This is a genomic window from Hymenobacter glaciei (assembly GCF_039539585.1).
GTDB lineage: Bacteria > Bacteroidota > Bacteroidia > Cytophagales > Hymenobacteraceae > Hymenobacter > Hymenobacter glaciei.
This window is the reverse complement of sequence record NZ_BAABDK010000010.1, coordinates 327,911-353,237: the sequence shown is the minus strand read 5'-3', so window position 1 is coordinate 353,237 and position 25,327 is coordinate 327,911. Positions and strand designations below refer to the sequence as shown.

General features: G+C 58.8%; 24 protein-coding genes. 9 read left to right on the top strand and 15 right to left on the bottom strand.

Annotated features, from left to right (window positions below):
- Positions 1 to 74 precede the first annotated feature (74 nt).
- Both tilS and mdh read left to right on the top strand, forming a co-directional pair.
- Positions 75 to 1,406 (top strand): tRNA lysidine(34) synthetase TilS, encoded by a 1,332-nt coding sequence (gene tilS / locus ABD837_RS06285; RefSeq protein WP_345051698.1) that lies wholly within the window; start codon positions 75 to 77, stop codon positions 1,404 to 1,406.
- A gap of 148 nt (positions 1,407 to 1,554) precedes the next feature.
- Positions 1,555 to 2,499 (top strand): malate dehydrogenase, encoded by a 945-nt coding sequence (gene mdh / locus ABD837_RS06280; protein WP_345051695.1) that lies wholly within the window; start codon positions 1,555 to 1,557, stop codon positions 2,497 to 2,499.
- Positions 2,500 to 2,646: 147 nt separating this feature from the next.
- Here the strand turns inward: mdh and ABD837_RS06275 are convergent, their stop codons facing one another.
- From ABD837_RS06275 to ABD837_RS06265, 3 genes are all read right to left on the bottom strand, one after another.
- Positions 2,647 to 2,772, bottom strand: coding sequence for a hypothetical protein (locus tag ABD837_RS06275; RefSeq protein ID WP_345051693.1), 126 nt, complete (start codon positions 2,770 to 2,772; stop codon positions 2,647 to 2,649).
- Positions 2,769 to 3,611 (bottom strand): hypothetical protein, encoded by an 843-nt coding sequence (locus tag ABD837_RS06270; RefSeq protein ID WP_345051690.1) that lies wholly within the window; start codon positions 3,609 to 3,611, stop codon positions 2,769 to 2,771. The genes ABD837_RS06275 and ABD837_RS06270 overlap by 4 nt, the downstream gene beginning before the upstream one ends.
- Before the next feature lie 135 nt (positions 3,612 to 3,746).
- Complete coding sequence (locus ABD837_RS06265) at positions 3,747 to 4,388, bottom strand: helix-turn-helix domain-containing protein (protein ID WP_345051688.1); 642 nt, start codon at positions 4,386 to 4,388, stop codon at positions 3,747 to 3,749.
- 169 nt (positions 4,389 to 4,557) lie between these two features.
- Between ABD837_RS06265 and ABD837_RS06260 the strand changes: the two genes are divergently transcribed.
- Positions 4,558 to 4,959, top strand: coding sequence for a hypothetical protein (locus ABD837_RS06260; protein ID WP_345051685.1), 402 nt, complete (start codon positions 4,558 to 4,560; stop codon positions 4,957 to 4,959).
- Between the two features lie 10 nt (positions 4,960 to 4,969).
- On the opposite strand, the gene ABD837_RS06255 is transcribed toward ABD837_RS06260, so the two are convergent.
- The 3 genes from ABD837_RS06255 to mutL all read right to left on the bottom strand — a co-directional run bounded on the left by ABD837_RS06255 (position 4,970) and on the right by mutL (position 8,997).
- Positions 4,970 to 5,881 (bottom strand): rhomboid family intramembrane serine protease, encoded by a 912-nt coding sequence (locus ABD837_RS06255; protein WP_345051683.1) that lies wholly within the window; start codon positions 5,879 to 5,881, stop codon positions 4,970 to 4,972.
- 66 nt (positions 5,882 to 5,947) lie between these two features.
- Positions 5,948 to 6,742: a rhomboid family intramembrane serine protease gene (locus tag ABD837_RS06250; protein WP_345051680.1), complete on the bottom strand. Its 795-nt coding sequence runs from the start codon at positions 6,740 to 6,742 to the stop codon at positions 5,948 to 5,950.
- Positions 6,743 to 6,963: 221 nt separating this feature from the next.
- A complete protein-coding gene (gene mutL / locus ABD837_RS06245; protein ID WP_345051678.1) occupies positions 6,964 to 8,997 on the bottom strand; it encodes a DNA mismatch repair endonuclease MutL in 2,034 nt (677 codons plus the stop codon).
- A gap of 345 nt (positions 8,998 to 9,342) precedes the next feature.
- Between mutL and ABD837_RS06240 the strand changes: the two genes are divergently transcribed.
- Entirely contained in the window at positions 9,343 to 12,348 is a 3,006-nt protein-coding gene (locus tag ABD837_RS06240; protein ID WP_345051675.1) for a serine hydrolase domain-containing protein, read from the top strand.
- Here the strand turns inward: ABD837_RS06240 and ABD837_RS06235 are convergent, their stop codons facing one another.
- On the bottom strand, positions 12,349 to 12,867 hold the full coding sequence (locus tag ABD837_RS06235) for a hypothetical protein (protein ID WP_345051673.1): 519 nt from the start codon (positions 12,865 to 12,867) through the stop codon (positions 12,349 to 12,351). It lies immediately after the preceding gene.
- 122 nt (positions 12,868 to 12,989) lie between these two features.
- Here ABD837_RS06235 and bshA point away from each other — a divergent pair, with 122 nt between their 5' ends.
- Complete coding sequence (bshA, locus tag ABD837_RS06230) at positions 12,990 to 14,126, top strand: N-acetyl-alpha-D-glucosaminyl L-malate synthase BshA (protein WP_345051671.1); 1,137 nt, start codon at positions 12,990 to 12,992, stop codon at positions 14,124 to 14,126.
- A gap of 206 nt (positions 14,127 to 14,332) precedes the next feature.
- On the opposite strand, the gene ABD837_RS06225 is transcribed toward bshA, so the two are convergent.
- Positions 14,333 to 14,869, bottom strand: coding sequence for a DUF7935 family protein (locus ABD837_RS06225; protein ID WP_345051668.1), 537 nt, complete (start codon positions 14,867 to 14,869; stop codon positions 14,333 to 14,335).
- Positions 14,870 to 15,120: 251 nt separating this feature from the next.
- On the opposite strand from ABD837_RS06225, the gene ABD837_RS06220 reads away from it, so the two are divergent.
- The 3 genes from ABD837_RS06220 (at position 15,121) to ABD837_RS06210 (ending at position 18,178) form a co-directional block, all read left to right on the top strand.
- Complete coding sequence (locus tag ABD837_RS06220) at positions 15,121 to 15,468, top strand: HesB/IscA family protein (RefSeq protein WP_168675019.1); 348 nt, start codon at positions 15,121 to 15,123, stop codon at positions 15,466 to 15,468.
- 187 nt (positions 15,469 to 15,655) lie between these two features.
- Positions 15,656 to 17,851, top strand: a complete 2,196-nt coding sequence (locus ABD837_RS06215; RefSeq protein WP_345051664.1) for a penicillin acylase family protein — start codon at positions 15,656 to 15,658, stop codon at positions 17,849 to 17,851.
- A gap of 138 nt (positions 17,852 to 17,989) precedes the next feature.
- The gene (locus ABD837_RS06210) at positions 17,990 to 18,178 is read left to right on the top strand and encodes a hypothetical protein (RefSeq protein WP_342300892.1); all 189 of its coding nucleotides are present in this window, start codon (positions 17,990 to 17,992) and stop codon (positions 18,176 to 18,178) included.
- A 70-nt stretch (positions 18,179 to 18,248) separates the two neighbouring features.
- Here ABD837_RS06210 and ABD837_RS06205 read toward each other — a convergent pair whose 3' ends face one another.
- From ABD837_RS06205 to ABD837_RS06175, 7 genes are all read right to left on the bottom strand, one after another.
- Positions 18,249 to 18,755: a cupin domain-containing protein gene (locus ABD837_RS06205; protein ID WP_345051661.1), complete on the bottom strand. Its 507-nt coding sequence runs from the start codon at positions 18,753 to 18,755 to the stop codon at positions 18,249 to 18,251.
- Between the two features lie 42 nt (positions 18,756 to 18,797).
- Positions 18,798 to 19,448, bottom strand: a complete 651-nt coding sequence (locus tag ABD837_RS06200; RefSeq protein WP_345051658.1) for a hypothetical protein — start codon at positions 19,446 to 19,448, stop codon at positions 18,798 to 18,800.
- 32 nt (positions 19,449 to 19,480) lie between these two features.
- Positions 19,481 to 20,362, bottom strand: coding sequence for a ChaN family lipoprotein (locus ABD837_RS06195; RefSeq protein WP_345051655.1), 882 nt, complete (start codon positions 20,360 to 20,362; stop codon positions 19,481 to 19,483).
- 88 nt (positions 20,363 to 20,450) lie between these two features.
- Complete coding sequence (locus tag ABD837_RS06190; protein WP_345051653.1) at positions 20,451 to 21,836, bottom strand: ABC transporter permease; 1,386 nt, start codon at positions 21,834 to 21,836, stop codon at positions 20,451 to 20,453.
- Between the two features lie 9 nt (positions 21,837 to 21,845).
- Positions 21,846 to 22,793 carry an ABC transporter ATP-binding protein gene (locus ABD837_RS06185; RefSeq protein WP_345051651.1) on the bottom strand — a complete coding sequence of 316 codons (948 nt, stop codon included), beginning with the start codon at positions 22,791 to 22,793 and terminating at the stop codon, positions 21,846 to 21,848.
- A gap of 150 nt (positions 22,794 to 22,943) precedes the next feature.
- The gene (locus ABD837_RS06180; RefSeq protein WP_345051648.1) at positions 22,944 to 23,579 is read right to left on the bottom strand and encodes a hypothetical protein; all 636 of its coding nucleotides are present in this window, start codon (positions 23,577 to 23,579) and stop codon (positions 22,944 to 22,946) included.
- Positions 23,579 to 24,088 carry an RNA polymerase sigma factor gene (locus tag ABD837_RS06175; protein WP_345051645.1) on the bottom strand — a complete coding sequence of 170 codons (510 nt, stop codon included), beginning with the start codon at positions 24,086 to 24,088 and terminating at the stop codon, positions 23,579 to 23,581. The genes ABD837_RS06180 and ABD837_RS06175 overlap by 1 nt, the downstream gene beginning before the upstream one ends.
- A 298-nt stretch (positions 24,089 to 24,386) precedes the next feature.
- On the opposite strand from ABD837_RS06175, the gene ABD837_RS06170 reads away from it, so the two are divergent.
- Positions 24,387 to 25,277, top strand: a complete 891-nt coding sequence (locus tag ABD837_RS06170) for a TraB/GumN family protein (protein WP_345051642.1) — start codon at positions 24,387 to 24,389, stop codon at positions 25,275 to 25,277.
- The last annotated feature ends 50 nt before the right edge of the window (positions 25,278 to 25,327 follow it).

The following is a 25,327-nucleotide window of genomic DNA, read 5'->3' as shown; positions in this document are numbered from 1 at the left end:
GCTGCGCCGTAGTGCCCGGGGCGTGCAAACCGCTCGCGGGGCTGGTACTTTTGCTCCGTCAACTCCTCCCGATTATGCTCGACTCCGTCCGCCAGTTCATCGCTGAACACCAGCTTTTCAACCTCGAAACTGATGCTATACTGGTAGCGGTAAGCGGCGGCCTCGATTCGGTGGTGCTCCTGGATGTGCTGCACCGGCTGGGCGCGCAGGTAGCGGTGGCGCACTGCCACTTCGGCCTGCGTGGCGAGGATGCCGACGCCGACGAGCAGTTTGTGCGCAAGCTGGCCAAGCAGTACGGCCTCCCCTACTTCGCCGAGTTTTTCCGAACCAAGGAGTTTGCCGCCCAGGAAGGCATTTCGACCCAGATGGCAGCCCGCCTGCTGCGTTACCGCTGGTTCGAGCAGGTGCGCGAAACCCAGGGGCTGGCCTACATCGCCACGGCCCACCACCAGCGCGACCAAACCGAAACCATGCTGCTGAACCTCACGCACGGCACCGGCCTAGCCGGTCTGCACGGCATTCAGGTGAAGAACGGGCACATCATCCGGCCGGTAATGGGTCTGGGGCGCGACGACCTGCACGAATACCTGGTGGAGCGCGGTCTGCGCTGGCGCGAAGACGACAGCAACGACAGTCCCGTGTACCAGCGCAACCTGCTGCGCCACGAGGTGCTGCCCGTGCTGCGCGAAATCAACCCCAACCTGGACGAGACGATGGCCGGCACCGCCGAGCGCGTGGGTGGAGCGGAAGAAATTGTGCGCCGCTACATAGCCGACACCGCCGCCCAAGCCCGCCGCGACGAGGCCGAAGTCACCTACCTCAACATCGCCACGCTGCAAAAAACGGCCGCCACTGCCCTGGTACTGCACGAAATCCTGCGCCCCTTCGGCTTTGCCTGGCCGGTGGTAAAGGACATTGTAGGGGCTTTCGGCGGCGAGAGTGGCCGGCGCTTCGACTCGCCCACCCACCGGTTGGTGAAGGACCGCGAAAACCTGGTTATCACGCCGCGCCGCACCGCGCAGTTCGGCACCTTCCAGCTAGCGGCCGGCCAAACCGACCTGCTGGCCGACGGCCTGCGCCTGAAAGCCGAGCTGCACGACGACGCGAAGCACTTCATCATTCCGCGCTCGAAAAGCACCGCCGCGCTCGATGCGGACAAAATCAAATTCCCGCTCACGCTGCGCCGCTGGCAGGAAGGCGACTGGTTTATGCCGCTGGGCATGAAAGGCAAAAAGCTGCTCAGCGACTTCCTCATCGACCAGAAAGTACCCCTGAACCTGAAGGACGACGTGCGGGTGCTCACCTCAGCCGATGGCAAAATCTGCTGGGTGGTGGGCTGGCGGGTCGATGACCGGTTCAAGGTGGAGGATACCACGGAGCGCGTGCTTACGGTGCAGCGGATGTAGGGCGGAAAAGCCCTGAAAATTTAGTTTGCCTGAGCAATTTGCGCGCACGATTGCACGGTTGGGCCGAAATGAACGCGCGGAGTACTCATTCTTGCGGCTCCCGGCCGTACTTTTGCGGCCATACCCCCAACCACCAACCACTCTCTCTATGAAAGTTACCGTAGTCGGAGCCGGCAACGTGGGCGCAACCTGCGCCGACGTGCTCGCCACCCGTGAAATCGCCAACGAAATTGTACTCGTTGACATCAAGGAAGGCATCGCCGAAGGCAAAGCCCTCGATATCTGGCAGAAATCCCCGATTATCGGCTACGACTCGCGCACCGTGGGCGTAACCAATGACTACGCCCGCACCGCTGGTTCGGAGGTAGTGGTGATTACCTCGGGCCTGCCCCGCAAGCCCGGCATGAGCCGCGACGACCTGATTGGCATCAACGCCGGCATCGTGAAGTCGGTAACCGAGCAGGTGGTGGCCCATTCGCCCAACGCCATCATCATCGTCGTGAGCAACCCGCTCGACGTGATGACCTACCAGGCCCACCTCACGGCCAAGCTGCCCCGCGAAAAGGTATTCGGCATGGCCGGCATCCTCGACACGGCCCGCTACCGTGCCTTCCTGGCCGAGGCCCTGAACGTGAGCCCGAAAGACATTCAGGCGGTGCTGATGGGCGGCCACGGCGACACCATGGTGCCCTTGCCGCGCTATACCACCGTAGGCGGCATCCCCGTTACCGAACTGATTGGCAAAGCTGAGCTTGACGCCATCGTGCAGCGCACCGCCCAGGGCGGCGGCGAACTGGTGAAGCTGATGGGTACCTCGGCCTGGTACGCGCCCGGCGCGGCGGCGGCCCAAATGGTGGAAGCCATCGTGCGCGACCAGCGCCGCGTGTTCCCCGTGTGCCTTGAGCTGCAAGGCGAGTACGGCATCAACGGCGTGTACCTCGGTGCCCCGGTTATCCTGGGCAAAAACGGCGTGGAGCGCGTCATCGAGTTGCAGCTCAACGACGAGGAAAAGGCTCTGCTGGAAACTTCGCGCGGCCACGTGAAAGAGGTGATGGATGCGCTCGACAAAATGAGCGCCGCTCAGCCTGCCTAAAGGTTGCTTGCTGGTTTGAAAAAAGCCCCGCCGGAATTTCCAGCGGGGCTTTTTATTTGCTGGGCGTAGGGGCGGGGCCTGTACCCGCCCACTGTTCGCGCCATCTCAACGATTCCGGCCGACGACGGGCGGGGGCAGGCCCCGCCCCTACTTCACTACGCCGAAGCGGCCGGCTTTTACATCCAGAATAATGATTTGTCGGCTGAAAGGCGCGTTACCCAACATGCCGCCCATCCCCGAGAAACGCGTCAGCGTGCTTTGCATGAAAGTCATACCTTCAATATAGGAACCGTGCTCAGCGGCACGATGACAGCGCCAAACTGCATGGCAACGGCGGTGGGTACGGTATAGGCGGTAAGGGTTTTACCCCATGAGTTTACCGGCGTTTTCTGAACAGCGGCAGCCGGAATGGCCATTTCTTTCCAGTTATTCTGCGAGGTCATCAGCGCAAAGGCGCTGCTGCCCGAGTCGAACATCAATTCCTTTGGCTGTCCCTGCAAGCCCACGCTCAGCAAGATGCGCCGCTCCTTGAAGCTCATGGGTACGAAGGCGGCGCGACGCAGTAAGCTGTTAGGAGCGGTGCTGCTGAGGGCGAGACGCTGCCGGGCATAGTCCAGGGTTAGCACGCGCCCATCCATTACGTCGGTGCCAAGCGTGCCGATGATGAAGGGGTCTTCGGGATTGGCGGGCAATTTGGTGGGCGTATCGTAATGGCGCACCCAGATGCGGTGGACCTGCATTTGCGCCCGGCCAACAGCAAACCGGAAGTTGCGCACGGAATCGCCTTGCGCCACCAGCATGATATTGGTGGCGGGAAATTCGGCGCGCAGCACGGCCAGGGAATTGGAGTTGAGCAGCGTGTAGGGCGCGCCGGTATCGAACTGCAGGTAGCAGGTGCGCGAGCAGCCAGGCACGCCGATGGGCACCAGCAGCACCGCGTGGGGCAATTCCTTATTGGCTCCCGAACTGAAGGAAGTCGTAGCCGGCAGCTGTGTTACGACCAGCTGATTGGCAGGCGCTTGGAACTTCTTCCGGAAGTAGAAATAGCCACCGATGCTGCTCAGAACAAACAGCGAGAAAATGGCCAGCAGAATTTTGAACAGGACCTTCATGGGAATAAGAGTTGTGGTTGGATAACGGGTCAAACCTACCCTCCCCCCTCCCCCATTCCGCGCGCCATTTCAGCGACATTTTGCCGCCACTTCAACTAACTAGTTAATTATGAATAGTTTCCAGTCTAGCTTTCACTACAGCCGAACGGGGTAGATATCGAGCCGGCCCTGGCGTAGTAGCCATTGGTTGTAGCCCACCGTGGTGATGTTGACCAAGTAGGTGAGCACGAAAACCCCAAGAAAAATGCCCTTGAGCACTACCCCGAAATAGAAGAACATGGCGGCTTGCAGCAGCAGCACCATCAAGTAGGAGAAGAAGCTGGCCACCTGCCACAGCACCTGGAATCCAAGTACCCGCCGGCCTACTTCGGCCGCGTGGGCGGTGTCGTGCCGGTGTTTGCGCCAGAGCAGGTACGGCACCAGCAGGTTGAGGAAAGGGAACACCACTAGGCACAGGGCGCTCAGGTTGAGCAGTTGGAGCAGCTGCGGGTCGGCGGGCAGCGGCAGGCGGGCGGGGGCCAACGGCGCGGTGGTGGCGGGGGCAAGTGGTGTGGGCGCAATGGCAGGCTCGGCCAGCGGCGCGGGCTGGGCCAGCAGCGCAGCGAGGGGCACGTCGAGGGCCGTGGCGAGGGCTTGCATGGTATGGCCGCGGGGCACGGTTTCGCCCTGCTCGACCCGCTGGATGGTGCGCAGGCTGACGCCCGATTGCTCAGCCAGTAGCTCCTGCGAAAAACCTTTGCTTTTGCGAATGGTCAGAATACGCTCGGCGGAAAACATGCACGCAGGAGAAATGGGAGTAAGCAGACGGGAACCGGTAAATATATGGCCGCGAGACACAAGCCTTTTCCCCGATTTACTCACGTGGCCTACCCATCAAAACTAGTCTTGACTTTGCGCTTTAATATCTTTACTTTGTCACGTTCGCCCCTGCCCGCCAATGCTTCCTATGAAAACAGCCCTGACCAATTCGTTCGATAAAGTGTTCCTGACCATCGAATTTGATTCGGCCAACCAGTGGATTTACAACAACTGGGTGGGCGTACTCCCAACGGAAAAAGTCATCCAGGGCTGCCAGGCAACCATCGATTTCCTGCGCGAAAACCGCTGCGCCCATATGCTGAACGACAACCGCGAAGTCATCGGCTCCTGGAATTCGGCTAACGACTGGATTGCGGCCAACTGGGTGCCCCAGGTGCTGGCGCTGGGCCTGAAACGCTTCGCCCACATTGTATCGCCGGGCATTTTCGGTCAGGCCTCGGCCGAGGAAATGGTAACGCGCGTGGGCAACCAGCTCGAAATCCGGCTTTTCAAGGACGTGGCCCTGGCTAAGGAGTGGCTGCACGCCTAGCCCGTAGCCTTTACTGTTGGCTGGCCCGGAAAAGCTTTTGCTTTTCCTCTTTGCTAAGGCTTTCGTAGCCGGAGCGCGAAATTTTGTCGAGGATGGTGTCGATTTCGTCCTGCACGGACTGCCCGGCACCAGTGGGCTTGCGGGCCGGGCTGCTGGCCGAGGCAGCCACCGGCTCGGGGCGGCGCGCGCTGCGGCTTACCTGCATGGCCGGCTGGCGGCTCGTGAGGCGTGCAAACCAGTTGCCAACGGCCTGCACCGGCCGGCCCAAATCGCGCCCGGCCTGCAACTGTTTAACGAAGATGAAGCCCAGCAATGCCCCGCCAAGGTGGGCAATTTCGCCGCCTGCATTGCCGCCATTCACGCCAGCTAAAGAGAGAATTACCACAACTGCAGCAACCCATTTAATCTTCACGGGCCCAATAAGGATGAGCATGAAGGTGTAGTCGGGGAGCAACGTGGCCGCGGCCACAATAATGGCTGTAACTGCCCCGGAAGCGCCCACAACTAAAGCACCTGGCCCTTCGGCCAGTTTGGGAATCAAATTATAACTCAGCAGAAACAGCGCAGCGCCCGCCAAGCCTCCTAAAATGTAGATGCTCACCAAGCGCCGGTCGCCGAGGTACTCACGGACCAACTGACCGAACCAATACAGGTTCAGCATATTCCATAGGATGTGCCAAAAATCGCGGTGCACGAAGGCGTAAGTCAGCACCGTCCAAGGATGGCGCAACAGGACCGACAGGTTGGAAGGGAGTTCTAACTGACGCGCAAGCAGCACCCTGCTGGCGTCGGCCCCACTCAGTCCGAGTACCGCATTGGCCACTACCAGAGCAACGTATACCAGCACATTTATCAGAATGAGCTGGACGAGGGCGTTGTCGCGGCGGTTGAAGGCAGTGCGGATGTCTTGAACAATGCTCATGAATCGCGGAGAATAAACAGAAAATGACGGCCGGCGCAACGCGCCGGCTTCCTACTAAACCAACACCTAGTAAAACCGTTCGCGGCGGCCTTCCCAATATTTGACTACGAAGAAGCCAATAACCAAGCCGCCGAGGTGGGCAAAGTGCGCCACGTTGTCGCCAGGAGTGCGGTGCACCCCATTGTAGAGCTCATACAAGGCGTAGAGGAACACAAAATACTTGGCCTTGATGGGAAACGGAAAGAACAAAAGCATCAGCTCCGTATTGGGAAACAGGTAGGCGAAGGCGAACAGCAGGCCAAACAGCGCGCCGGATGCACCCAACATGCCACCAAAGCGCGAGTTGAGGGTTTCAATGACGGCTCCATCCACGGCCTGGGTGGCCGCATCAATGAGTTCACGGTTCTGGGGATTGCGCTCCAGCGCACCAGCTAGGGTTTCGTAGCCATTGGTGTCGGGGAAGTAGGAACGGTAAAAATTGGCGAACTCACCGCCCGTAGGCGACTGATGAAACTCCTGCCGCGCGACTTCCATGCGGTGCAATTCGTAGCCACGCACCCCCTCATATAGTAGTCCTGCGCCCACCCCGCAAATCAGCCAGAAGGTAAGAAAGCGCGTGGCGCCCCAGCGTTGCTCCAGTAGCGGTCCAAAGGAAATCAGGCCGAACATATTTGAAATAAGGTGCATCCAATCGGCATGCAGAAACATGTAGGTAAAAAACTGCCACGGAAAAAAGTAAGGCGAGCCAATGGGGTACAAGCTGCCTACCTGCGTGAGAAGTTGCAATAGGCTTTTTTGAGCAATGAAGAAAATTATGTTCGCAATAAGCAGGTTGCGGACGGTGGGTGTGAGATTGAACATGCTTCGGAGAAAACGGCCTTGTATGAAGGGCGAACAATTAAAAGTGGTGGGCGCAAAGCTAGCGGCGCCCATAGTACGGAAAGTGTAGAGACGCATATTTGCGTCTCGTCATTGAACAAAGTCTCGTCGTTGAACAAAACAGCGCAACTCAAATGTCTCCGAAATCCTCGTTCACTGGCGCGGGCGATGAGACGCAAATATGCGTCTCTACACCGAGTGGGCTATTTACGGAAAAAGTCGGCCAGTTGCTGGCCATCGAGCAGGACCAGGGTTTTGCGCCCATCGGGGGTGTAGCCGGGCGTCTGGCAAGCAAAAAGGCGGTCGGCCAACGCACTCAGCTCTGATTCGGGCAGGCGGGCGGCCGCGGTGTTGGCGGCTACGCGGCGGGCCAGGGCCCGCGCCAGCCCCTCGCGCTGGTCGAGCTTGAGCGGCCCGGCGCTGGTGCGGAACTGTTCAATCAGGCTTTCAAGCAGCTCTTTTTCATCCTGCGCCGGCATACCCGCCGGAATGGCCTCCACGGCAATAGTGCTGGGTCCGAATTCGTTGAAGATGAAGCCCAGCGCGTGCAGCGGCTCGGTGAGTTCGCGCAGCACGGCAAAATCGGCCGGCGAAAACGTGACCGTGCGCGGAAAAAGCAGCGTTTGGGAGGTGCCCACGGCGCGCTCCAGCTCCTGCTGGTACTGCTCGTAAAGAATACGCTCGCGGGCCGCCTCCTGGTCAATCAGCAGCACACCCGACTTTACCGGCACCAGCACGAAGCGCTGCTGCACCTGCACGGCGCGGCTGCCGCTGCCGGTTTCGCGGGTGGCAGCGGGCCGGGCGGCAGGCTCGGGTATTGTCAGGCCCAGGGAAAAATCAGGCAGGCTGGTTTCACCAGAACCCAGGTCTGGAACCGGCGGAGTGGCAGGCGCGGCGGCTTCGAAGCTGCGGGCCGTGACGGGGTCGATGCCAGCATTCTCACGTACGGGCTGGCCCAGCTCGCGGTAGAAGGCTTCGAGCTCGCGGCGGGCCTGCTCGGTGGGGCGCGGTGGCAGCTGGCGTTCGAAGCCGTCGCGTCGGGTTTCGGAGTTGAAGTTGCTAAAGCTGGTGCTTCCGCTGCTATTGCTGCCAAGGCTGCGGCTGGGAGTTGGGTCCTCGTAGGCGGCAGCACGGGCGGCGGGCGTGGGCGCGGGCAGGTGCTCGTCGGTATCGGCGGCGCGGCCGGCGCGCAGCGGGCGAATGGGCGCAAAGTTCACATCGCCGTCGAAGTCGAGCGAGGGCGCAATGTTGTGCAGGCCCAGGCTCTGCTTCACGGCGGCGCGCACCACGGCGTACACGGTTTTCTCGTCTTCGAACTTGATTTCCGTTTTGGTGGGGTGCACGTTGATGTCGATGGCCTTGGGGTCGAGCTCCAGGAACAGCACATAGAACGGGTGCGTATCGCGGGCCAGCAGCCCCTCATAGGCCGCCAGCACGGCGTGGTTGAGGTAAGCCGAGCGAATGAAGCGGTTGTTGACGAAGAAAAACTGGTCGCCCCGGCTTTTCTTGCTCGACTCCGGCTTACCCACAAAGCCGCGCACCGAAATCGAGTGCGTTACCTCCTCGCAGGCCGCCAGCTGTTCTTTGTAGCCGTTGCCCAGCAGCGCCACAATGCGCTGGCTGAGCCGACCGGCCGGCAGGCTGAACACCTCCAAATCGTTCTGGTACAACGAGAAGGCAATCTGCGGATTCGCCAGCGCCACGTGCTGAAACTCATCAAGAATGTGCCGCATTTCCACGGCATTGCTCTTGAGAAAGTTGCGCCGGGCGGGCACGTTGAAGAACAGGTTTTTGACGGCGATGCTGGTGCCATCGGGGCAGGCCGTGGGCTGCTGGCTGGTGATTTGGGAGCCTTCCACGAGCAACAGCGTGCCGGTGTCGTGCTCGCGCTGCTTGGTGCGGATTTCAACCTGCGCTACTGCCGCAATGCTGGCCAGGGCCTCGCCCCGGAAGCCGAGCGTTCGAATCCGAAATAAGTCTTCGGTGCTGCGAATTTTGCTGGTGGCGTGGCGTTCCAGGCTCATGCGGGCGTCGGTGGGCGACATGCCGGCCCCGTTGTCGACGACCTGCACCAACTGCTTGCCGGCCTCTTTCACAATGAGTTGCACCTGAGTCGCTTGGGCATCGACGGCATTTTCCAACAGCTCCTTCACCACCGAGGCGGGGCGCTGCACTACTTCGCCGGCCGCAATCTGGTTAGCGAGGTATTCAGGAAGCAGGTGAATGATATCAGGCATAGAAAGGAGCGTGTGCTTCAGCTTACGCCGAGGAATGAAGAACGCGCCAGCCGGGCCCGCACGTCAGGAATTAAACAGGTAACCAGCACGTAAACAGGCTGGAACACGAGGAACAATAAGCAAATAACCGATGCGTTGTCAACCCGCAAGGCGGTTTTTTGCGTACCTTCGCGGCTGGAATGGCCGTCAGTATCAGGGAGTCAGTCGCGGGGGAGGTTGTTGTTTCTCCCGTTTCCCGACCACCAAATACCGCCGGCTGCCGTCCGCTTCGGAACCTCTAAACCCAGCTAGTGGGTTCCGCAGTACCTCACGACAAAAGTACGGCCCCCGCGGCCCGTTTGCCCCTTGACTCAACCCACCAACCCTACGGGGCTGATGCGCATCTCCTTCCAGCTCAGCATGGCCGCTTTGGTCCTGATGGCGGGCCTGCTGCTGTCGTTTGCCGACGTAAAAAAAATGCCCGCGGACCCGCTGCCCAACACCCCGACGGAGATGGCCTGGGTCGACAGCGTTTTCAACTCGCTCACGCCCGACCAGCGCATCGGCCAGTTCTTCATGGTGGCCGCGTACTCCAACAAAGACCGCAGCCACGTGGAGCGCCTCGAGCGGCTGGTGCGCAACTATAATGTTGGCGGGGTAATGTTTATGCAGGGCGGCCCGCGCCGGCAGGCCATTATGGCCAACCGCCTGCAGGCCGCCGCCAAAGTGCCCCTGCTCGTGGCCATGGATGCCGAATGGGGCCTCGACATGCGCCTCGACTCGTCGGCCCACTTCGCCAAGCAGATGACGCTGGGCGCGATGGACGACCCCAAATACGTGTACCAGATGGGCCGCGACATTGCCCGAAAAATGCGCAACCTGGGCGTGCACGTCGACTTCGCTCCGGTGCTCGATGTGAACTCCAACCCCGGCAACCCGGTCATCGGCAACCGCTCGTTTGGCGAAAACCAGAACCGCGTGGCGGCCTTGGGGCTGCAGTACATCAAGGGTTTGCAGGACAACCAAGTGCTGGCCGTAGCCAAGCACTTCCCCGGGCACGGCGATACAGATACCGACTCGCACGTGTCGCTGCCGGTTATCAACACTGACCTGGCCCGCCTGACCGAAGTGGATTTGGTGCCTTTCCAGCAGTCGTTCGAAGCGGGTGTGATGGGCGTGATTGTGGCCCACCTCTACATGCCGCTGTTCGATACGACAGACGCCAAAACCACCACCCTCTCGCACGCGCTGGTAACGGACCTGCTGAAGGACAAGATGGGCTTCAAGGGCCTAGTGTTCACTGATGCGCTCAACATGAAGAGCGTGAGCAAGCTGTACAAAGACGGTGAACTGGATGCGTTGGCATTGGCGGCTGGCAACGACGTGCTGCTGTTTTCCGAAGACGTGCCCTCGGCGCTGCTGCGCATTCACGAGGCCGTGGCGGCCGGTAAGCTGACGCAAGAAGACCTGGACTTTCGCGTAAAGAAAATTCTGCGGGCTAAGTACTGGGCGGGCCTCAACCACTACCAGCCCGTGAACATGCGCACCCTGCGCGACAGCCTGAACCAGCCGAAATCGAAGGTGTTGGCCCAACAGATTTTTGAGCACGCCGTGACGGTGGCCAAGAACCAGGACAACCTGCTCCCCTTCCAACGGCTCGATACGCTGCGCATTGCGGCCATTACCATTGGCACGCAGGCCGAGGGGCCGTATGCCACCATTTTCAATAAGTATCAGCCGGGCCCGGTGTATGCCGTGCCCGACCGCTACGCGCCCGATTCGACGTTTGCCCGCATTGCCAACCGCCTCGGCGATTACAACGTGGTGGTAGTGAGCCTGCACAATATGAACAACACGCCCAGCCATAACTACGGTATGGGCGACGGGGCCCTGAAATTCATCAAGCAGCTGCAGGCCAACCCGAAGCTAAAAACCGTGGTGGTGGCCATGGGCAACGCCTACTCGCTGAAGTTTCTGGAAAGCGCCCGTACGCTGGTTTGTGCTTACGAAGACCATTACGCGGCCCAGCTGGTGGTGCCGCAGGTATTATTTGGCGCGCTGCCGGCCCGGGGCAAGCTGCCCGTTACGGTGTCGCCCACCATGCGCGTGAACACTGGCATTGCCACCCTCGACTTGCGCCGCCTCCGCTACGCCACCCCCGAAAGCCAGGGTCTCGACTCGCGCGTGCTGGCCCTGATTGACAACATCGCCCTCGAAAGCCAGACCTACGCCGCCGCTCCCGGCTGCCAAGTGCTGGTGGCCAAAAACGGCACCGTGGTGTTCGACCAGGCCTACGGCTACTGCACCTATGACCAGACCCAGCCCGTGACAAGCAGCACGCTTTACGACCTGGCTTCGGTCACGAAAGTGGCCGGCACTCTGCAGGCCGTAATGGCATTGAAAGACCAGGGCAAGCTGGTGCTCGATGAGAAAGTAGCGACTTACCTGCCGGAGTTGGCCCGCACCAACAAGCGCGACATGACCATACGGGACGTGCTGCTGCACCAGGCCGGCCTCAAGCCAGGCATTCCGACCTGGGAGCGCACCATGCGCGACGGCCGCCTAAAGCCCACGTTTTACGCCAGCACCCGCTCCGACGACTTTCCCAACGAAGTAGCACCCGGCGAGTACAGCACCAAAGCCGCCGACGATTCGGTGTGGGCCTGGACGATGCGCTCGAGCCTGTTGCCCAAAATCAAAGGCAAGTACCCCACCGAATATTCCGACCTCAGCTTTATGGTGATGAAGCGGGTGTGCGAGAAGATTTTGCAGCAGCCGCTCGAAGGCTATTTGCAGGAAAACTTTTACCGTCCGCTGGGGCTGGGCAGCATGACTTATAACCCCTTGCAGCGCTTTCCCAAAAGCTGCATTGCGCCCACCGAAAACGACACGTACTACCGCCGCGAGCAGCTGCAAGGCACGGTGCACGACCAAACCGCCGCGCTTGTGGGCGGCGTAGGCGGCCACGCCGGCCTTTTCGCCACTGCCAACGACCTAGCGGTGCTGATGCAGATGAACCTGCAAAACGGCAAGTACGGCGGCTCGCAGTTCTTTGCTTCGCCCGTAGTTACGGAGTTTGCGCGCCCGCAATCGGCCGCTAGCCGCCGCGGCCTGGGCTGGGACCACGGCAGCCCCGAGCAGGGCGAAGGGCACGGCCCCACCAGCAGCCTCTCGCCCGCCAGCACCTTCGGCCACACCGGTTTCACGGGCACCTGCGTGTGGATGGACCCGGAAAACGGCATCCTTTACGTCTTCCTCTCCAACCGCGTGTACCCCGATGCCGGCAACAACAAGCTGCGCCAGTATAATATTCGCACCCGGATACATGAGGTGATTTATAAGGCGCTGGCGGCGGGGAAGGCGAAGGATTAGCTAATGCTTCCTAGGTAGCGGGGCTAGTTCGATGTGCAGGTAGGCTGACGCACCAAACGCTACCGCAGTTGTATTAATGTTTTCATAGCCGGGAGCCTGGATTACTATCAGTCGATTCGACTGTTGCCCTTGTGCGCCGTTATGTCCCACCCAGCCCAGGGTGAATAACCCGTTCTCGTCAGTGGTTGCTGTCTTGGTTTCGATGTCAGTGCGAAAAGCCGAACAAAATTGAGTTGCTATGTGCGCACCTTTAATTGATTGGTGCGTCAGTTTGTCAACTATTCGCCCGCGAACATAAGTGGCGATAGTGTCGAAAACCGCGATTCTCTTTGCATGAACGACGCTATTACCCACATGATTTACAACGGTTTTGAATTCAGGTGCTGAACATATAGCGCAAGTTTCAATGCCCATAGTTGCTGCTACAGCAGGTGTGAACCATCCTTCTTGGGCACGCACGCTACAACTCACCAATACTAAAAACACGATTAGGGTCACAGGTAGTCGGCGAATCTTCATCGGATTTACGTAGTGGATATGGCGGAGCTAAAGCTACGCGCCTTGCATCATTTGGCCGGCTCATCCGTCGTTGCAACAAACCTGCGGCTTCGCGGTTGGCATAAGCGCAAACGCATTTCCCTATGAACATCGGTATTGTCTGTTATCCCACGTTTGGTGGTTCTGGCGTAGTAGCCACGGAGTTGGGCAAGGCCCTGGCCCAGCGAGGCCACCGCGTGCACTTTATCACCTACAGCCAGCCGGTGCGGCTCGACTTCTTTAACGAGAACCTCTTTTACCACGAGGTGTATGTGCCGGCGTACCCGTTGTTCCAGTTTCCACCCTACGAGCTGGCCCTTACCAGCAAGATGGTGGACATTGTGCAGAACGAGAAGCTCGACATATTGCACGTACACTACGCCATACCGCACGCCTCGGCCGCTTACATGGCCAAGCAGATTCTGCGCTCGCGCGGCATTCAGATTCCGGTGGTTACAACGCTGCACGGCACCGATATTACGCTGGTAGGCAAGGACTCCAGCTTCGAACCCGTCGTTACGTTCAGCATCAACCAGAGCGACGGCGTCACCTCCGTTTCGGATGATTTGCGGCGCGAAACCTACCAGTATTTCGCCGTCGAGAAAGACATCACCGTCATCCCCAACTTTATCGACCTGCACCGCTTCAAGAAGCAGGAGAAAAGCCATTTCCGGGCGGCTATTGCGCCCGAGGGGGAGAAGTTGCTCATCCACACCAGCAACTTTCGCACCGTGAAGCGGGTGGAAGACGTGCTAAAGATTTTTGTGGGTGTGCGAGAGAAAATTCCAGCCAAGCTGCTGCTCGTGGGCGACGGCCCCGACCGCAACCGCATGGAGAAACTGGCCCGCGACCTCGATGTGCACCGCGACCTGCGCTTCCTGGGCAAACTCGAAGCCGTGGAGGAAGTGCTTAGCGTGGGCGACCTGTTCCTGATGCCGTCGGAAAACGAGAGCTTCGGCCTCGCCGCCCTCGAAGCCATGGCCTGCGAAGTGCCCGTAGTGAGCACCAACGCCGGCGGCATTCCCGAACTGAACGTGCACGGCGTAACCGGTATGCTCAGCGAAATCGGCGACGTGCCCGACATGGTGAAAAATGCCCTCTACGTGCTCGATGATGAGAACCTGCCGCGCTTTAAAGCCGCGGCCCGCGCCCGCGCCGAGGAATTTGCCGTGGAAAATATTGTGCCGCGGTATGAGGAGTGCTACCAGCGTGCCATTGAGGCGGTGAGCGCAGCGGTGTAGCAGGACAAGCGTCTTTTGCCATTGCAATTAACCCAGCGCAATGCGGCCCTGGAGTTTAGTGGCGGTAATCTACCCCCTCGATGCAGAAAGCCCCGACTCTACGCAGAGCCGGGGCTTTTCACATCTTGAAGCTTTCGTATTGACAAGGATAAGCCTCGCTAACCTTCGAATGCGTCGTCCGGCCTCCTCGTCGCAATAACAGGCGATTAAAACAGCCCGGCGGCTTCGTTCTTCACCACTGCCAGCGCCTGCGCGGTAGGCTCGGCTCCGTCCATCATCAGGCCTTCCAGAATGCGCTTGGCGAGTTCGGTACCGCGCACCTGCGCCGGGTTCTGGATGCCGTGGAAAGCGCGGTTCACCATGGTCAGCACGTTTTCCTTGGCTTCCTTCACCACCGTCCAGGTATCGGCCGAGATGTAGAGTTGCTGCGCGAGGTTGTGCTCGTACTCGGCCCGGATTTCCTGCTGAAGCAGACGATGGAATTCGGGGGCAGTAGAGCCGGCGCTGCTGAGGCGCACGAGGATATTGTTAGGCGAAATGCGCTCCAGAAATAACACCATGCGCTCGTAGGCCTGCAGGCGCAACGGCAGCGTGGTCTTGTTGCTTTCGAGGCGCAGTTCGATGAGGCGACGCTGCTGCTCCCTCTCCAGAAACTCCTTGAACAGGAAGTAAATGGCCCCGGCCACAATGATAGCGGGCAGAATAATCTTGAGCAGGTCGTAGAAATAAGTAGTCGAATCCATTATTTTTTTGATTTTCAGAGCGTCATGCTGAGCGCAGTCGAAGCATCTCTACCGCAGTAGTAAATTAATTATTTACGTGGTAGAGATGCTTCGACTGCGCTCAGCATGACGTTCAGGTTGCGTAGATAGCCCGCAAAACTACGCCGTGAACCGCCGGGGCCCAACCGCTGTTTCCCCTGCGTGCGGTCGCGTGCAACACGCCGGCCGCTGCTGTATCTTTGCTATCCACCTCTCTAAATCGACTTTTCATTATGGCTGCTGTTGCCACCCTCGCCCCCATTACCCTCACCGACCGCGCCGTAGTGGAGGTAAAAAACATCATCCAGGAAAAGAACGTGCCCGCCGACTACGGCCTGCGCATCGGCGTGCAGGGCGGCGGTTGCTCGGGCATGAGCTACCTGCTGGGCTTCGACAAGGCCAAGGATGCCGACGAAACCTACGACCTCGACGGCCTGAAGCTCATCATGGATAAAAAGCACGCCATGTATGTGCTGGGCATGGAAGTCGACTTCCAGGACGGCCTCAACGCCCGTGGCTTCGTTTTCAACAACCCGCAGGCCAAAAGCACCTGCGGCTGCGGCTCGTCGTTCTCGGCGTAACTGAACGTCATGCCGAGCGCAGCCGACGCAGCTCGCGCGCTTCGCCTAACGATTAAGTTGCTATTGCACGCGAGATGTCTCGGCTACGCTCGACATGACGTTCTTGTGATTAATGACAGAGCCCTGGCCCACCGGCCGGGGCTTTTCTTTTACTTTCGCGCCTACCGCCCCACCAATTCCCGGCCCCATGCGTCTGCTTCTTTCCCTGCTGTTGATTCTTACCGGCCTACTGGCCCAAGCCCAGAAATTCAGCCCCACTGAGCTGGCCCGCTGGAAACAGCAGGCCCAGCAGGTAAGCATCACGCGCGACACGTACGGCGTGCCACACATCTACGGCAAGACCGATGCCGACGCGGTTTTCGGCCTGCTGTACTCGCAGTGCGAGGACGATTTTGACCGCGTCGAAACCAATTACCTCGATGCCATTGGCCGGCTGGCCGAAGTAGACGGTGAGGCCCAGCTATACCACGACCTGCGCGCCCGGCTTTTTCTGGACAGCACCCAGGCCCTCGGCATCTACAAAAAGAGCCCGGCCGATATGAAGCTGCTGCTTGATGCGTTCGCGGCCGGCACCAACTACTACCTCGCCACTCACCCCACCGTGAAGCCCCGCCTGCTGCGCCGCTTCCAGCCTTGGATGCCGCTTATGTTCAGCGAAGGCAGCATTGGCGGCAACATCAGTGTGGTTTCGTTGGAGCGGATAAAGGCGTTTTACAGCTCAAAAAAATCGAGCTCCTGGACGAAACCGGACGCCGGGCAGAAAGACCGGGACGAAGTTGGTTCGAATGGGTTTGCCATTGCCCCGGCCAAAAGCGCCAACGGCCATGCCCTGCTGCTCATCAACCCGCACACCTCGTTTTACTTCCGCTCGGAAGTACAGATGGTGAGCCAACAGGGCCTCAATGCCTACGGGGCCGTGACCTGGGGCCAGTTTTTTGTATACCAGGGCTTCAACCAGAACTGTGGCTGGATGCACACCTCCAGCAGTGCCGACTCAATGGATGAGTACCTGGAAACCGTCGAGACCAAGGACGGCAAGTTCTACTACAAATACGACGACAAGCTGCGGCCCGTGCAGGTGGAGAAGGTGCTGCTGCCCTACAAGGACGGGAACCGGCTGCTGCGTAAAGAATTTACGATATATCGCACGCACCACGGCCCCATTGTGGGCCAGAAAGCGGACAAACAGTGGGTGGCATTGCGCATGATGAACGAGCCCTTGGCCGCGCTGCAGCAGTCGTACCTGCGCACCAAAGCCGCTGATTACGCCAGTTTTCAGCAGGTAATGAAGCTGAACGGCAACGCCACCAACAACACCGTTTTTGCTGATAGCAAGGGCAGTATTGCGTACTGGCACGGCAACTTCATGCCCAAGCGTGACCCCGCCTTTGACTGGAACCAGCCCGTGGATGGCAGCACCTCTAAAACCGAGTGGCACGGCTTGCACGCCGTGAACGAGCTGGTGCAAGTGCACAACCCCGCCAGTGGCTTTATTCAAAACTGCAACTCTACGCCTTACACGGTATCGGGTCCAGCCAGCCCGGTAGCCGCCAAATACCCTAAGTACATGGCGCCCGATGCCGAAAACTACCGCGGCCTGAACGCGGTGCGTGTGCTCAGCAATAAAGCCGTTTTCACGCTTGATACGCTTATAGCGGCGGCCAACGACCCACACCTCACGGCTTTCGACGACATGCTGCCACCGCTGCTCACGGCCTACCAGCCCACTTCTGCCGAAAAAGCTGCCGCTCCTGCCCTGGCCGAAGCCATAGAAGTGCTACGCGCCTGGAACCGCAACTACAGCAAAACCTCGGTGGCCCAGACCGTGGCCATCTATTGGGGCGAACGGGTGCTGGCCAAAGCCCGGTCGCGCATGCCCAGTGCGCAGCCGCAGCTGGACTACATCGCCTTCACCAAATTTGCCATGGCCAACACCAGCCCGCAGGAGAAAACGGCGGCCCTCGCCGAAGCCATTGAGGACCTGACCCGCGACTTCGGCACCTGGAAAATGCCCTGGGGCGATGTGAACCGCTTTCAACGTCTTACTGGCCGCATCGAGGAATCGTACGACGACCAGAAGCCCAGCGTGCCAGTGGCGTTTACATCCTCCTCGTGGGGCTCTTTGGCTTCCTTCAAGGCGCAGGTGTATCCCGGCACCAAAAAACGCTACGGCACTGTGGGCAACAGTTTCGTGGCGGTGGTAGACTTTGGCCCGCGCATCTCGGCGCGTTCCGTAGTCACGGGTGGGCAAAGCAGCCGGCCCGGGACTCCCCACTTCACCAACCAGGCTGATTTATATTGCAACGGCCGCTTCAAGGAAGTGCGTTTCTATCCCGAAGACGTGAAAGCTCACGCCGAGAAAACCTACCATCCCGGCGGGTAAACTCTTTTTGTTTCATCAGAACGTCATGCTGAGCTTGTCGAAGCATCTCTACCGCGCACGTAATTGATTTACTATTGCGGTAGAGATGCTTCGACAAGCTCAGCATGACGTTCTGAAATCATTCAACCCCTACTCATCATGGACGTTAAATATCTCTCCGACGACAAAGGCAAAATCACCGGCGTGTTCATCGCCATCGAAGAATGGGAGCGGCTGCAGAAGCAGTACAACATCAGCGAAAAAGCCCCCGCCGACTCCGGTGCCAAGCTGCAGCAGTCGCTGGCAGAAGCTATGAAAAAGGTGAAACCCAGCGAAGAAGCCGAATAGCTTCTTACAGCCCCGAATTCACGAAAAAAGCCCGGCATGGCCGGGCTTTTTTACTTCTTAGTGCAATCTCCTAGCGGCCGAAGTCATCCTGCACGCGCACGATGTCGTCTTCGTCGGATGGGCTATTGGAATCGGTGTGCTGCCAGATTTCGGCCAGCACGCCCCAATCTTTAAGGCCCACCAGGCGGTGACGCTCGCCTTGTTTGAGCACGATGCGCTCGCCCACCTGGTAGCTTTTCACTTCGCCCTGTTCGTCGGTGTCGCTGGTAGCCACGCCCACGGGGCCCTGCACCACCTGCCAGATTTCGGCGCGACGGTGGTGGTATTGCCAGCTCAGGCGCTGCTGCGGAGCCACGAGCAACACCTTGGGGCTAAGCTTGCCCGAAATGCGCAGGTTATCAACCGAAAGTCCGTTGAAATAGGTGTCGGCAAATTGCTGGGCCTGGTCTTCGTCAATCACGAAAAAGCCGCCCCACGGGCGCGTGGGGTCTTCTTTGGCGATGGTAAAGCCTTGCTGCTTTAGTGTTTCAGCGACCTGCTGGAACAGGGCTCGTTTTTGGATGTCGGTATCGGGCATAAGGTCAAATAGACTATTCTGTTTAGAACCGGCAATTTACGATTACGCACGCCAGTTTTTCTCCAATTGGTTTTTTGATTGCTCCACCGCGAACCACGTCGAGGCGTCAGCTTCACTGGGGTAATCAGCCGATTGCATGTAAGGATTTTCGGCCATGATGTAGTGAAAATAAAGCCGTTCCCCATCTTCCATGGCGGGAATTTGGGTAGACACTCCCCACGGGGTTATCGTGGTTATTTCCATCTCGTACTTCAACAACGGAGATGCAAAGCGCGTGGGCATCCAGTCGCCACATTCTGCACGACCGGCCATTGCCTCTTCGTCCTCGGTGCCGATGTGGATTTGTCGAATGCCGTTTTCCAATCCTATGGCAATCAGATTTTGTCCTGTCTCCCCTCCGCATTGCACGGACGTATTTGGCTCTCCTAATGCTATGGCAAACGACAATTGCTCGATGACGGTATTGCATTTGCTGATGTAAAAAAGCCACGCAACGGCCGACTCAACTTGCATTCCGAGCGGCAGCCAGGCAAAATCAGGAGTCCCTCTTTTAAGCTGCACTTTATGGCCTGCCGTAGTGTAAACTCCATTTTCAACTTCTACCTGTCCCAGTTGGCTGGTTGAACACATCAAAAGCTCAAGCTGCCCAAGCTGCGACTGATACGTTTCGATGATAATGCGCGAATGATTCATCGGTAACAGCTTGGTCTAATCTGAACTATTGGTCAATATGTCTTAGCCGCATCGGCCGGTATTACCACCACAAAATCGGCGATGTTCACCTGCTCTTTCTCCAGCGTCTGCAGCTGCTCCTGGGTTACCACACTTAGGGTCTTCACGCGCAGCTTGGGGGCCGACTGGCGCAGCCAGGCCACAATGCCGTCGTGGTGGTCGGAGTGGTAGCTGCCGTTAAAGTGCAGCAGCGTCTGGCCGGGCTGCCGGCTGGTTTCGATGAAGTGCGCCATGGTGGCATCCTTCAGGGCCTGGGCTTGGATGATGTTCTGAGCGCCACCGCCATGGGCCTTGCCGTCGCCGCCAAACATGGCAGCCATGTTTTTGTAGCCGGGCAGGTCGTAGTCCACTTTCAGCGGTAATGGTGCCAGCAGGGTGCGGTCGGCGGCCGTGAGCTTGTCGAGGGCAGTGAGGCTGCGCTGGGCCACCACTTTGGCGAAAGGGCGCGGCGCGTTGGTGCCAATGATGGGCAGGTGGTTATCGCGGGCGAACTGCAGCAGCGGGCGGTAGTCGGTGCCGTAGTTGGGCCACGGACGGGCCTGGCGCTCGAAAGCCGTGTCGGCCAGCGTGCCGGCGGCGTATCGGGCCACCAGGGGCTGCACATCGCGCTCAAACATCTCCATCCCGATGAGCAGTTGCCCGGGTTTCTTCAGCTTCAGCAGGTCTTTGGCTACCTGCAACTCCAGCCAGTGGGCCAGGGCATCGTTGTGCTGTTCGCCAAAGAGCACCACATCGGCTGCGGCCAGCTCCTGCATCATCTGGTCGTAATCGGCGGGTTGGCCGGCGGCAGTAAACAGGCGGTAGGCCAAGCGGTCGCCGCGCAGCGTGAAGCTGGTGAGCAGAAAGAAGAAACTGGCGAGGCAGAGGAAGCGCATAGCGTTGAAAGTGGTACTACAAAAGAACGTCATGCTGCGACAAGCGCAGCATGACGTTCAAAGTTTGGCAAACCAGCAATCGGGCTTACTACCCCTTGTAGAACATCCATTTACCCAATTCCTTGTAGGTCACTTTCTTGCCGTACATCAGGATACCCACACGGTAGATACGGGCGGCCACCCACACCGCGCCAATGAAGCCGAGGATGAGCAAAAAAATGGATAGGGCCAACTGCCACATGGGCACCCCAAACGGCAGGCGAATAACCATGGCAATAGGCGAAGTCAGCGGGAACATCGACATCCAGAAAGCCACCGGTCCGTCGGGGTTGCGCAAAATCACTGTCACTCCTACAATATAACTCAAGATGAGCGGCATAGTAATCGGGAACATGAACTGCTGGGTATCGGTCTGGTCGTCTACGGCTGCTCCCACTGCTCCGAACAGCGCCCCATATAGCAGGTAGCCACCCAGGAAGTAAATGATGAAGCCGAATAGGATGGTGCCCAGCGGCAGGTTGGCAAGAGTGGCGAACATGCCGCCAGCACGGTTAGCCGGATTCATGTTTGCTGCCGAGCCACTCATCGCCTGGTCCATTTTTGCGCTAGTCGATTGCGTAGCGGTAGCCGAAGCCGATGAGGTAGTTGGAGCAGTAGTTGCCATTTCAGTCTTGGGCTTATCGGCCTTCATCACCATCGGCATGAGCACCGACGATACGCCAAACGACAGCACCCCCCATAACAAAAACTGGGTTAGGCCTACCGCCGCAATACCTACAATTTTGCCCATCATCAAGTCAAACGGTTTCACCGATGATAGCATCACCTCCATGATGCGACTTGATTTCTCCTCCCCTACCCCACGCATAATCTGCACGCCGTAGATGAAAATGAACAGGTAAATGGCCAGTGCCAGTCCATATGCAGTTAGCGAAGTAGCTTTTGCATTACTATTGGCCTCCTTGCCCGATTCATCGAGACTAATAGTTTTGAGTTCAACTTCCGAGCGCAACCGGTCAAGCTTTTCTTGCGAGAGGCCTGATTTCTGCATTTTTAACTCCGAGAATGCTTTATTAACTGCATCTTCTACAGCGCCTTGTTTTTTCAGGCTAATGTTGCCTTTGCCATAGAATTGTACACCTTCGGCCTTTTCCACGTCGAGGCCGGCAGGCAAAACCAGCAGACCATCGTGCTTGGCTTTTTGGAAGCCCTTTTTGGCTTCGGCCAGCGTACCGGTAGCTGTTTCGAAGCGTAGCTGCGGAGTGCTCACCAAATGGGCAGTCACATTAAGCCCGGAATCGTCGCGCACTTCCACTACATCGGTGGTGTCATTGTCGGAGCTGGCTACTTTAACGATGATGAACCCGAAGGCCGCCAGCAGCAGTGGCACGGCAAGCGTCAGGATAATAAAGGCTTTTTTGCGAACGCGGGTGAGGTACTCGCGCTGGGCTATGAGGAAAAATTTAGAGGCCATGATGACGTATTAAAGCAGCGCCTTAGCGGTTTCTTTGAGGGTTTCGGGCATGGTTTCGCCCACGCGCCGGATGAAAATCTCGTTGATGCTCGGGATTTTCTCGCGGAATGCTTCCACTTCCACCGCCCCAATGAGGTAGCGCAGCAGGTCGTTGGGCCGCACGCCGTCGTGCAGCTGCACGCGGGCGTAGAAGTGGCCGTTTTCGCGCTCCTTTTGCTCCACCACCTCAAAGTCGGGGTGCACCAGAATGAGCTTGCCTTTGCCTTCCACCTCGTAGGTATTGGTTTTGAACTGGTTACGGATTACACCAATGGGCCCGTCCAGCACCTTGCGCGAGCGGTTGATGAGAGCGATGTTGTCGCACATCTCTTCCACCGATTCCATGCGGTGCGTCGAGAAAATGATGGTGGCGCCTTGCTTGCGCAGCTCCAGAATCTCGTCCTTAATCAGGTTCGCATTAATCGGGTCGAAGCCCGAGAACGGCTCGTCCAGAATAATCAGCTTGGGGTCGTGCAGCACCGTGGCAATGAACTGCACCTTCTGCTGCATGCCCTTGCTCAGGTCTTCCACGTTTTTGCCGGCCCATTCTTTTATATCGAACCGGTTCAGCCACTGCTTGATGCGCGCCGTGGCATCGGCCCGGCTCATCCCGCGCAGCCGGGCCAGGTATAGCAGCTGCTCGCCTACTTTCATCTTTTTGTAGAGGCCGCGCTCCTCGGGCAGGTAGCCAATTTGGGCAATGTGGCTCGGGTTGAGCCGCTCGCCCCGAAAGCGGATTTCGCCTTCGTCGGCCCCCGTTATTTGGGTGATGATGCGGATGAGCGAGGTTTTGCCGGCGCCGTTGGGCCCGAGCAGGCCGAAAATGCTGCCCTCGGGAATTTCCAGGCTCACGCCGTCGAGGGCAACGTGGTTGGCGTAGGCCTTGCGCACGTCGATGGCTTCCAGAATTGGTTTCACAGAAAGAAGGGTTAGTTGGCGGGTTAAATGTAGAGGAATAGAGCTCGGCAAATGTATTGAGCGACTCCGTCCCTTACCAGAAGATGAGAGCCAAGCGGCTGCCCCGAGCCCCCAAACGGTGAATAAACCAGATGAATGGGCGCGTCCAGCTTAGTGGGGGGGGACCGGCCCGGGCTCGTCCAGCTCGCGCAGATTGGCTTCGAGGCGGTCGAGGTGCCGGCCATAGAGGCGTTGCTGGAACCAGCGGGTGGCGTACACAATGACTATTTGCATCAGCCCACCGCCAATAAACATCCCGGCGCCAAACGAAAGCATTTTGGTGGAGAACACCTCTCCCCGAGCCAACGCCCGGCTCACGTAATAGCCATACATGAGCACCAGCGTCCACGGCCCGGCCCACAGCGACAAGCGGTAGTAGAACCGGAGCATTTCCCGTATCCCGCTGCACAACCGAACTAGGCTTTCGCGCACGTTGGTATCGGCGCGCGTCATTTGGCCCAGCATTTTCAGTTTGCGGTAGTAGTAGCGCAACATCACCAGCACCAGCACTAGCAACAGCACGGCTTCTGCTTTCAGCAAGGGGTTCTGCGCCTGCAGCAATATCAAAGGAGTAGCCAGCCCGAAGAGCGTCGTGTAGGCCATTTCCAGCCGGGCATTGCGCTGCATTTTTTCTATCAGGCTGCCCGAACGTTGGGCCAGCAGCCCGTCTAGCTCTCGGGGGTTGAGGGCCGGCAAATCGGCCGGCGCGGGCTGCTGCCATTGGCGGCGGAGGTCATCGAGTTCCATCAGGCGGCGGGGACTAAAAGGGCACGGAGTTTTTCCTGTACGCGGTGCATTTTCACGCGCACATTGTTTTGGGTGATGCCGAGAATGTCGGCCATTTCCTCATAAGGCCGGTCTTCGAGGTAAAGCAGGATAAAGGCCTTGTCGACCTCCGACAAGCGGCCAATGGCGCGGTAAAGCTGCGCCAGGTCTTCCGCATCGAAACCCGTTTCCGGGGCCTGGGCCACGGCTAGCGCCTCCGCATCCAACTCGCTCGGGGCCGGGCGGCGGGTGCGCTGGCGCAGGTTCGAGATGGCTACGTTCAGCGCGATGCGGTAGAGCCAGGTGCTGAGCTTGGCTCCCGGCTGCGGTACGTAGCGCGGCCACGCCCGCCACAGCTGCAGCACCATCTCCTGGAACAGGTCCTGCCGGTCGTCGGCATCCTGGCAATACAGCCGGGCCACGCGGCGCAGCAACGGCTGGTACTCGTGCAGCGCGGCAACAAAATCAGCGGAGGGAGCAGTTGAGCTCATGCAGAAGAAAGATTTCGGGAAGTTAATCGTCGCCCTGCCGCGGGCATTACAGCGCTAGCTAAAAATATTGTTGTGATAAATTTTAGCCTCGGGGGTAATGCCGGTTGACCGGCGGCGATATATGGGTCAACACGAACATCCCCGTCCCTAATCTGCCCCATCAAATGCCTACCGACCCTCGCCGGCAATGCCTTCGGCTCGGGAAGCAGCCCACCATTTACCTGCCCGCAAAAGCTTGCGTTTGCCCAGGTTACCTAACCACCTACATTTTTTGATTCTCTCACCTTTTTTCTGTAAAATGCGCCTTATTATCCTTTCCCTGGCCGCCGCGGTGCTGCTGGCTTCCCCTCTGGCTCAGGCCCAAAAAACCACCAAAACGGCTGCCGCACCCGCGGCTACCAAGTCCCTGCTTTGGGAAATTTCGGGCAATGCACTCGCCAAGCCTTCTTATGTGTTTGGCACCATTCACCTGCTTTGCGCCGATGACCTGAAAGTGAGCGAGGCAGTGAATAAAGCCGTCGGCAATTCGCAACAAGTGGCCCTGGAGCTGGACATGGACAGCCCCACGATGGCCGAAGAAATGCGCAGCCGCCTGACGCTGCCCGCTGGCCAAACCGTGCAGGGCTGCATGACCAAGGAGGAGTACGCGGCCGTGAACGACTACTACACCAACGAGTTGAAAATGCCCTTCGCCCAAATGGGCACCTTGAAGCCGTTCATCCTGTCAACCTTGCTCTACCCCAAAATGCTGGGTTGCCCCACTGGAAGCTACGAAATGAAGCTAGTGGAGATGGCCAAAGCCAAGCAAATGGAGGTCATCGGCCTGGAAACGGTAGCCGAGCAACTGGGCCTTTTCGACAAAATACCGTGCGACAAGCAAGCCCGCCTCCTGTCCGACATGGTGATGAAGAGAGCCGAGGCCCAGCAAGAATTCCGGGCCCTAATCCAGCTCTACCAAGCCCAGGACGTGGAAGGCATCCTGAAAATGTCGATGGCCAGCAAGTTTGGCATGGAGGAGTTTGAGGAAATGCTGGTCACCAGCCGCAACAAGCGCTGGATACCGCTTATGGCCCAGCAAGCTGCCAGCAAGCCAACATTTTTCGCGGTGGGGGCAGCCCATCTGGGCGGCCCGAACGGGGTACTGGCGCTACTCCGCCAGCAAGGCTACCAGGTCAAACCCATCCTCTAGGCTCGGAGAGGCTATTCGGCCAGGCCCCTGGCCTTATTTCAACCCAGCAA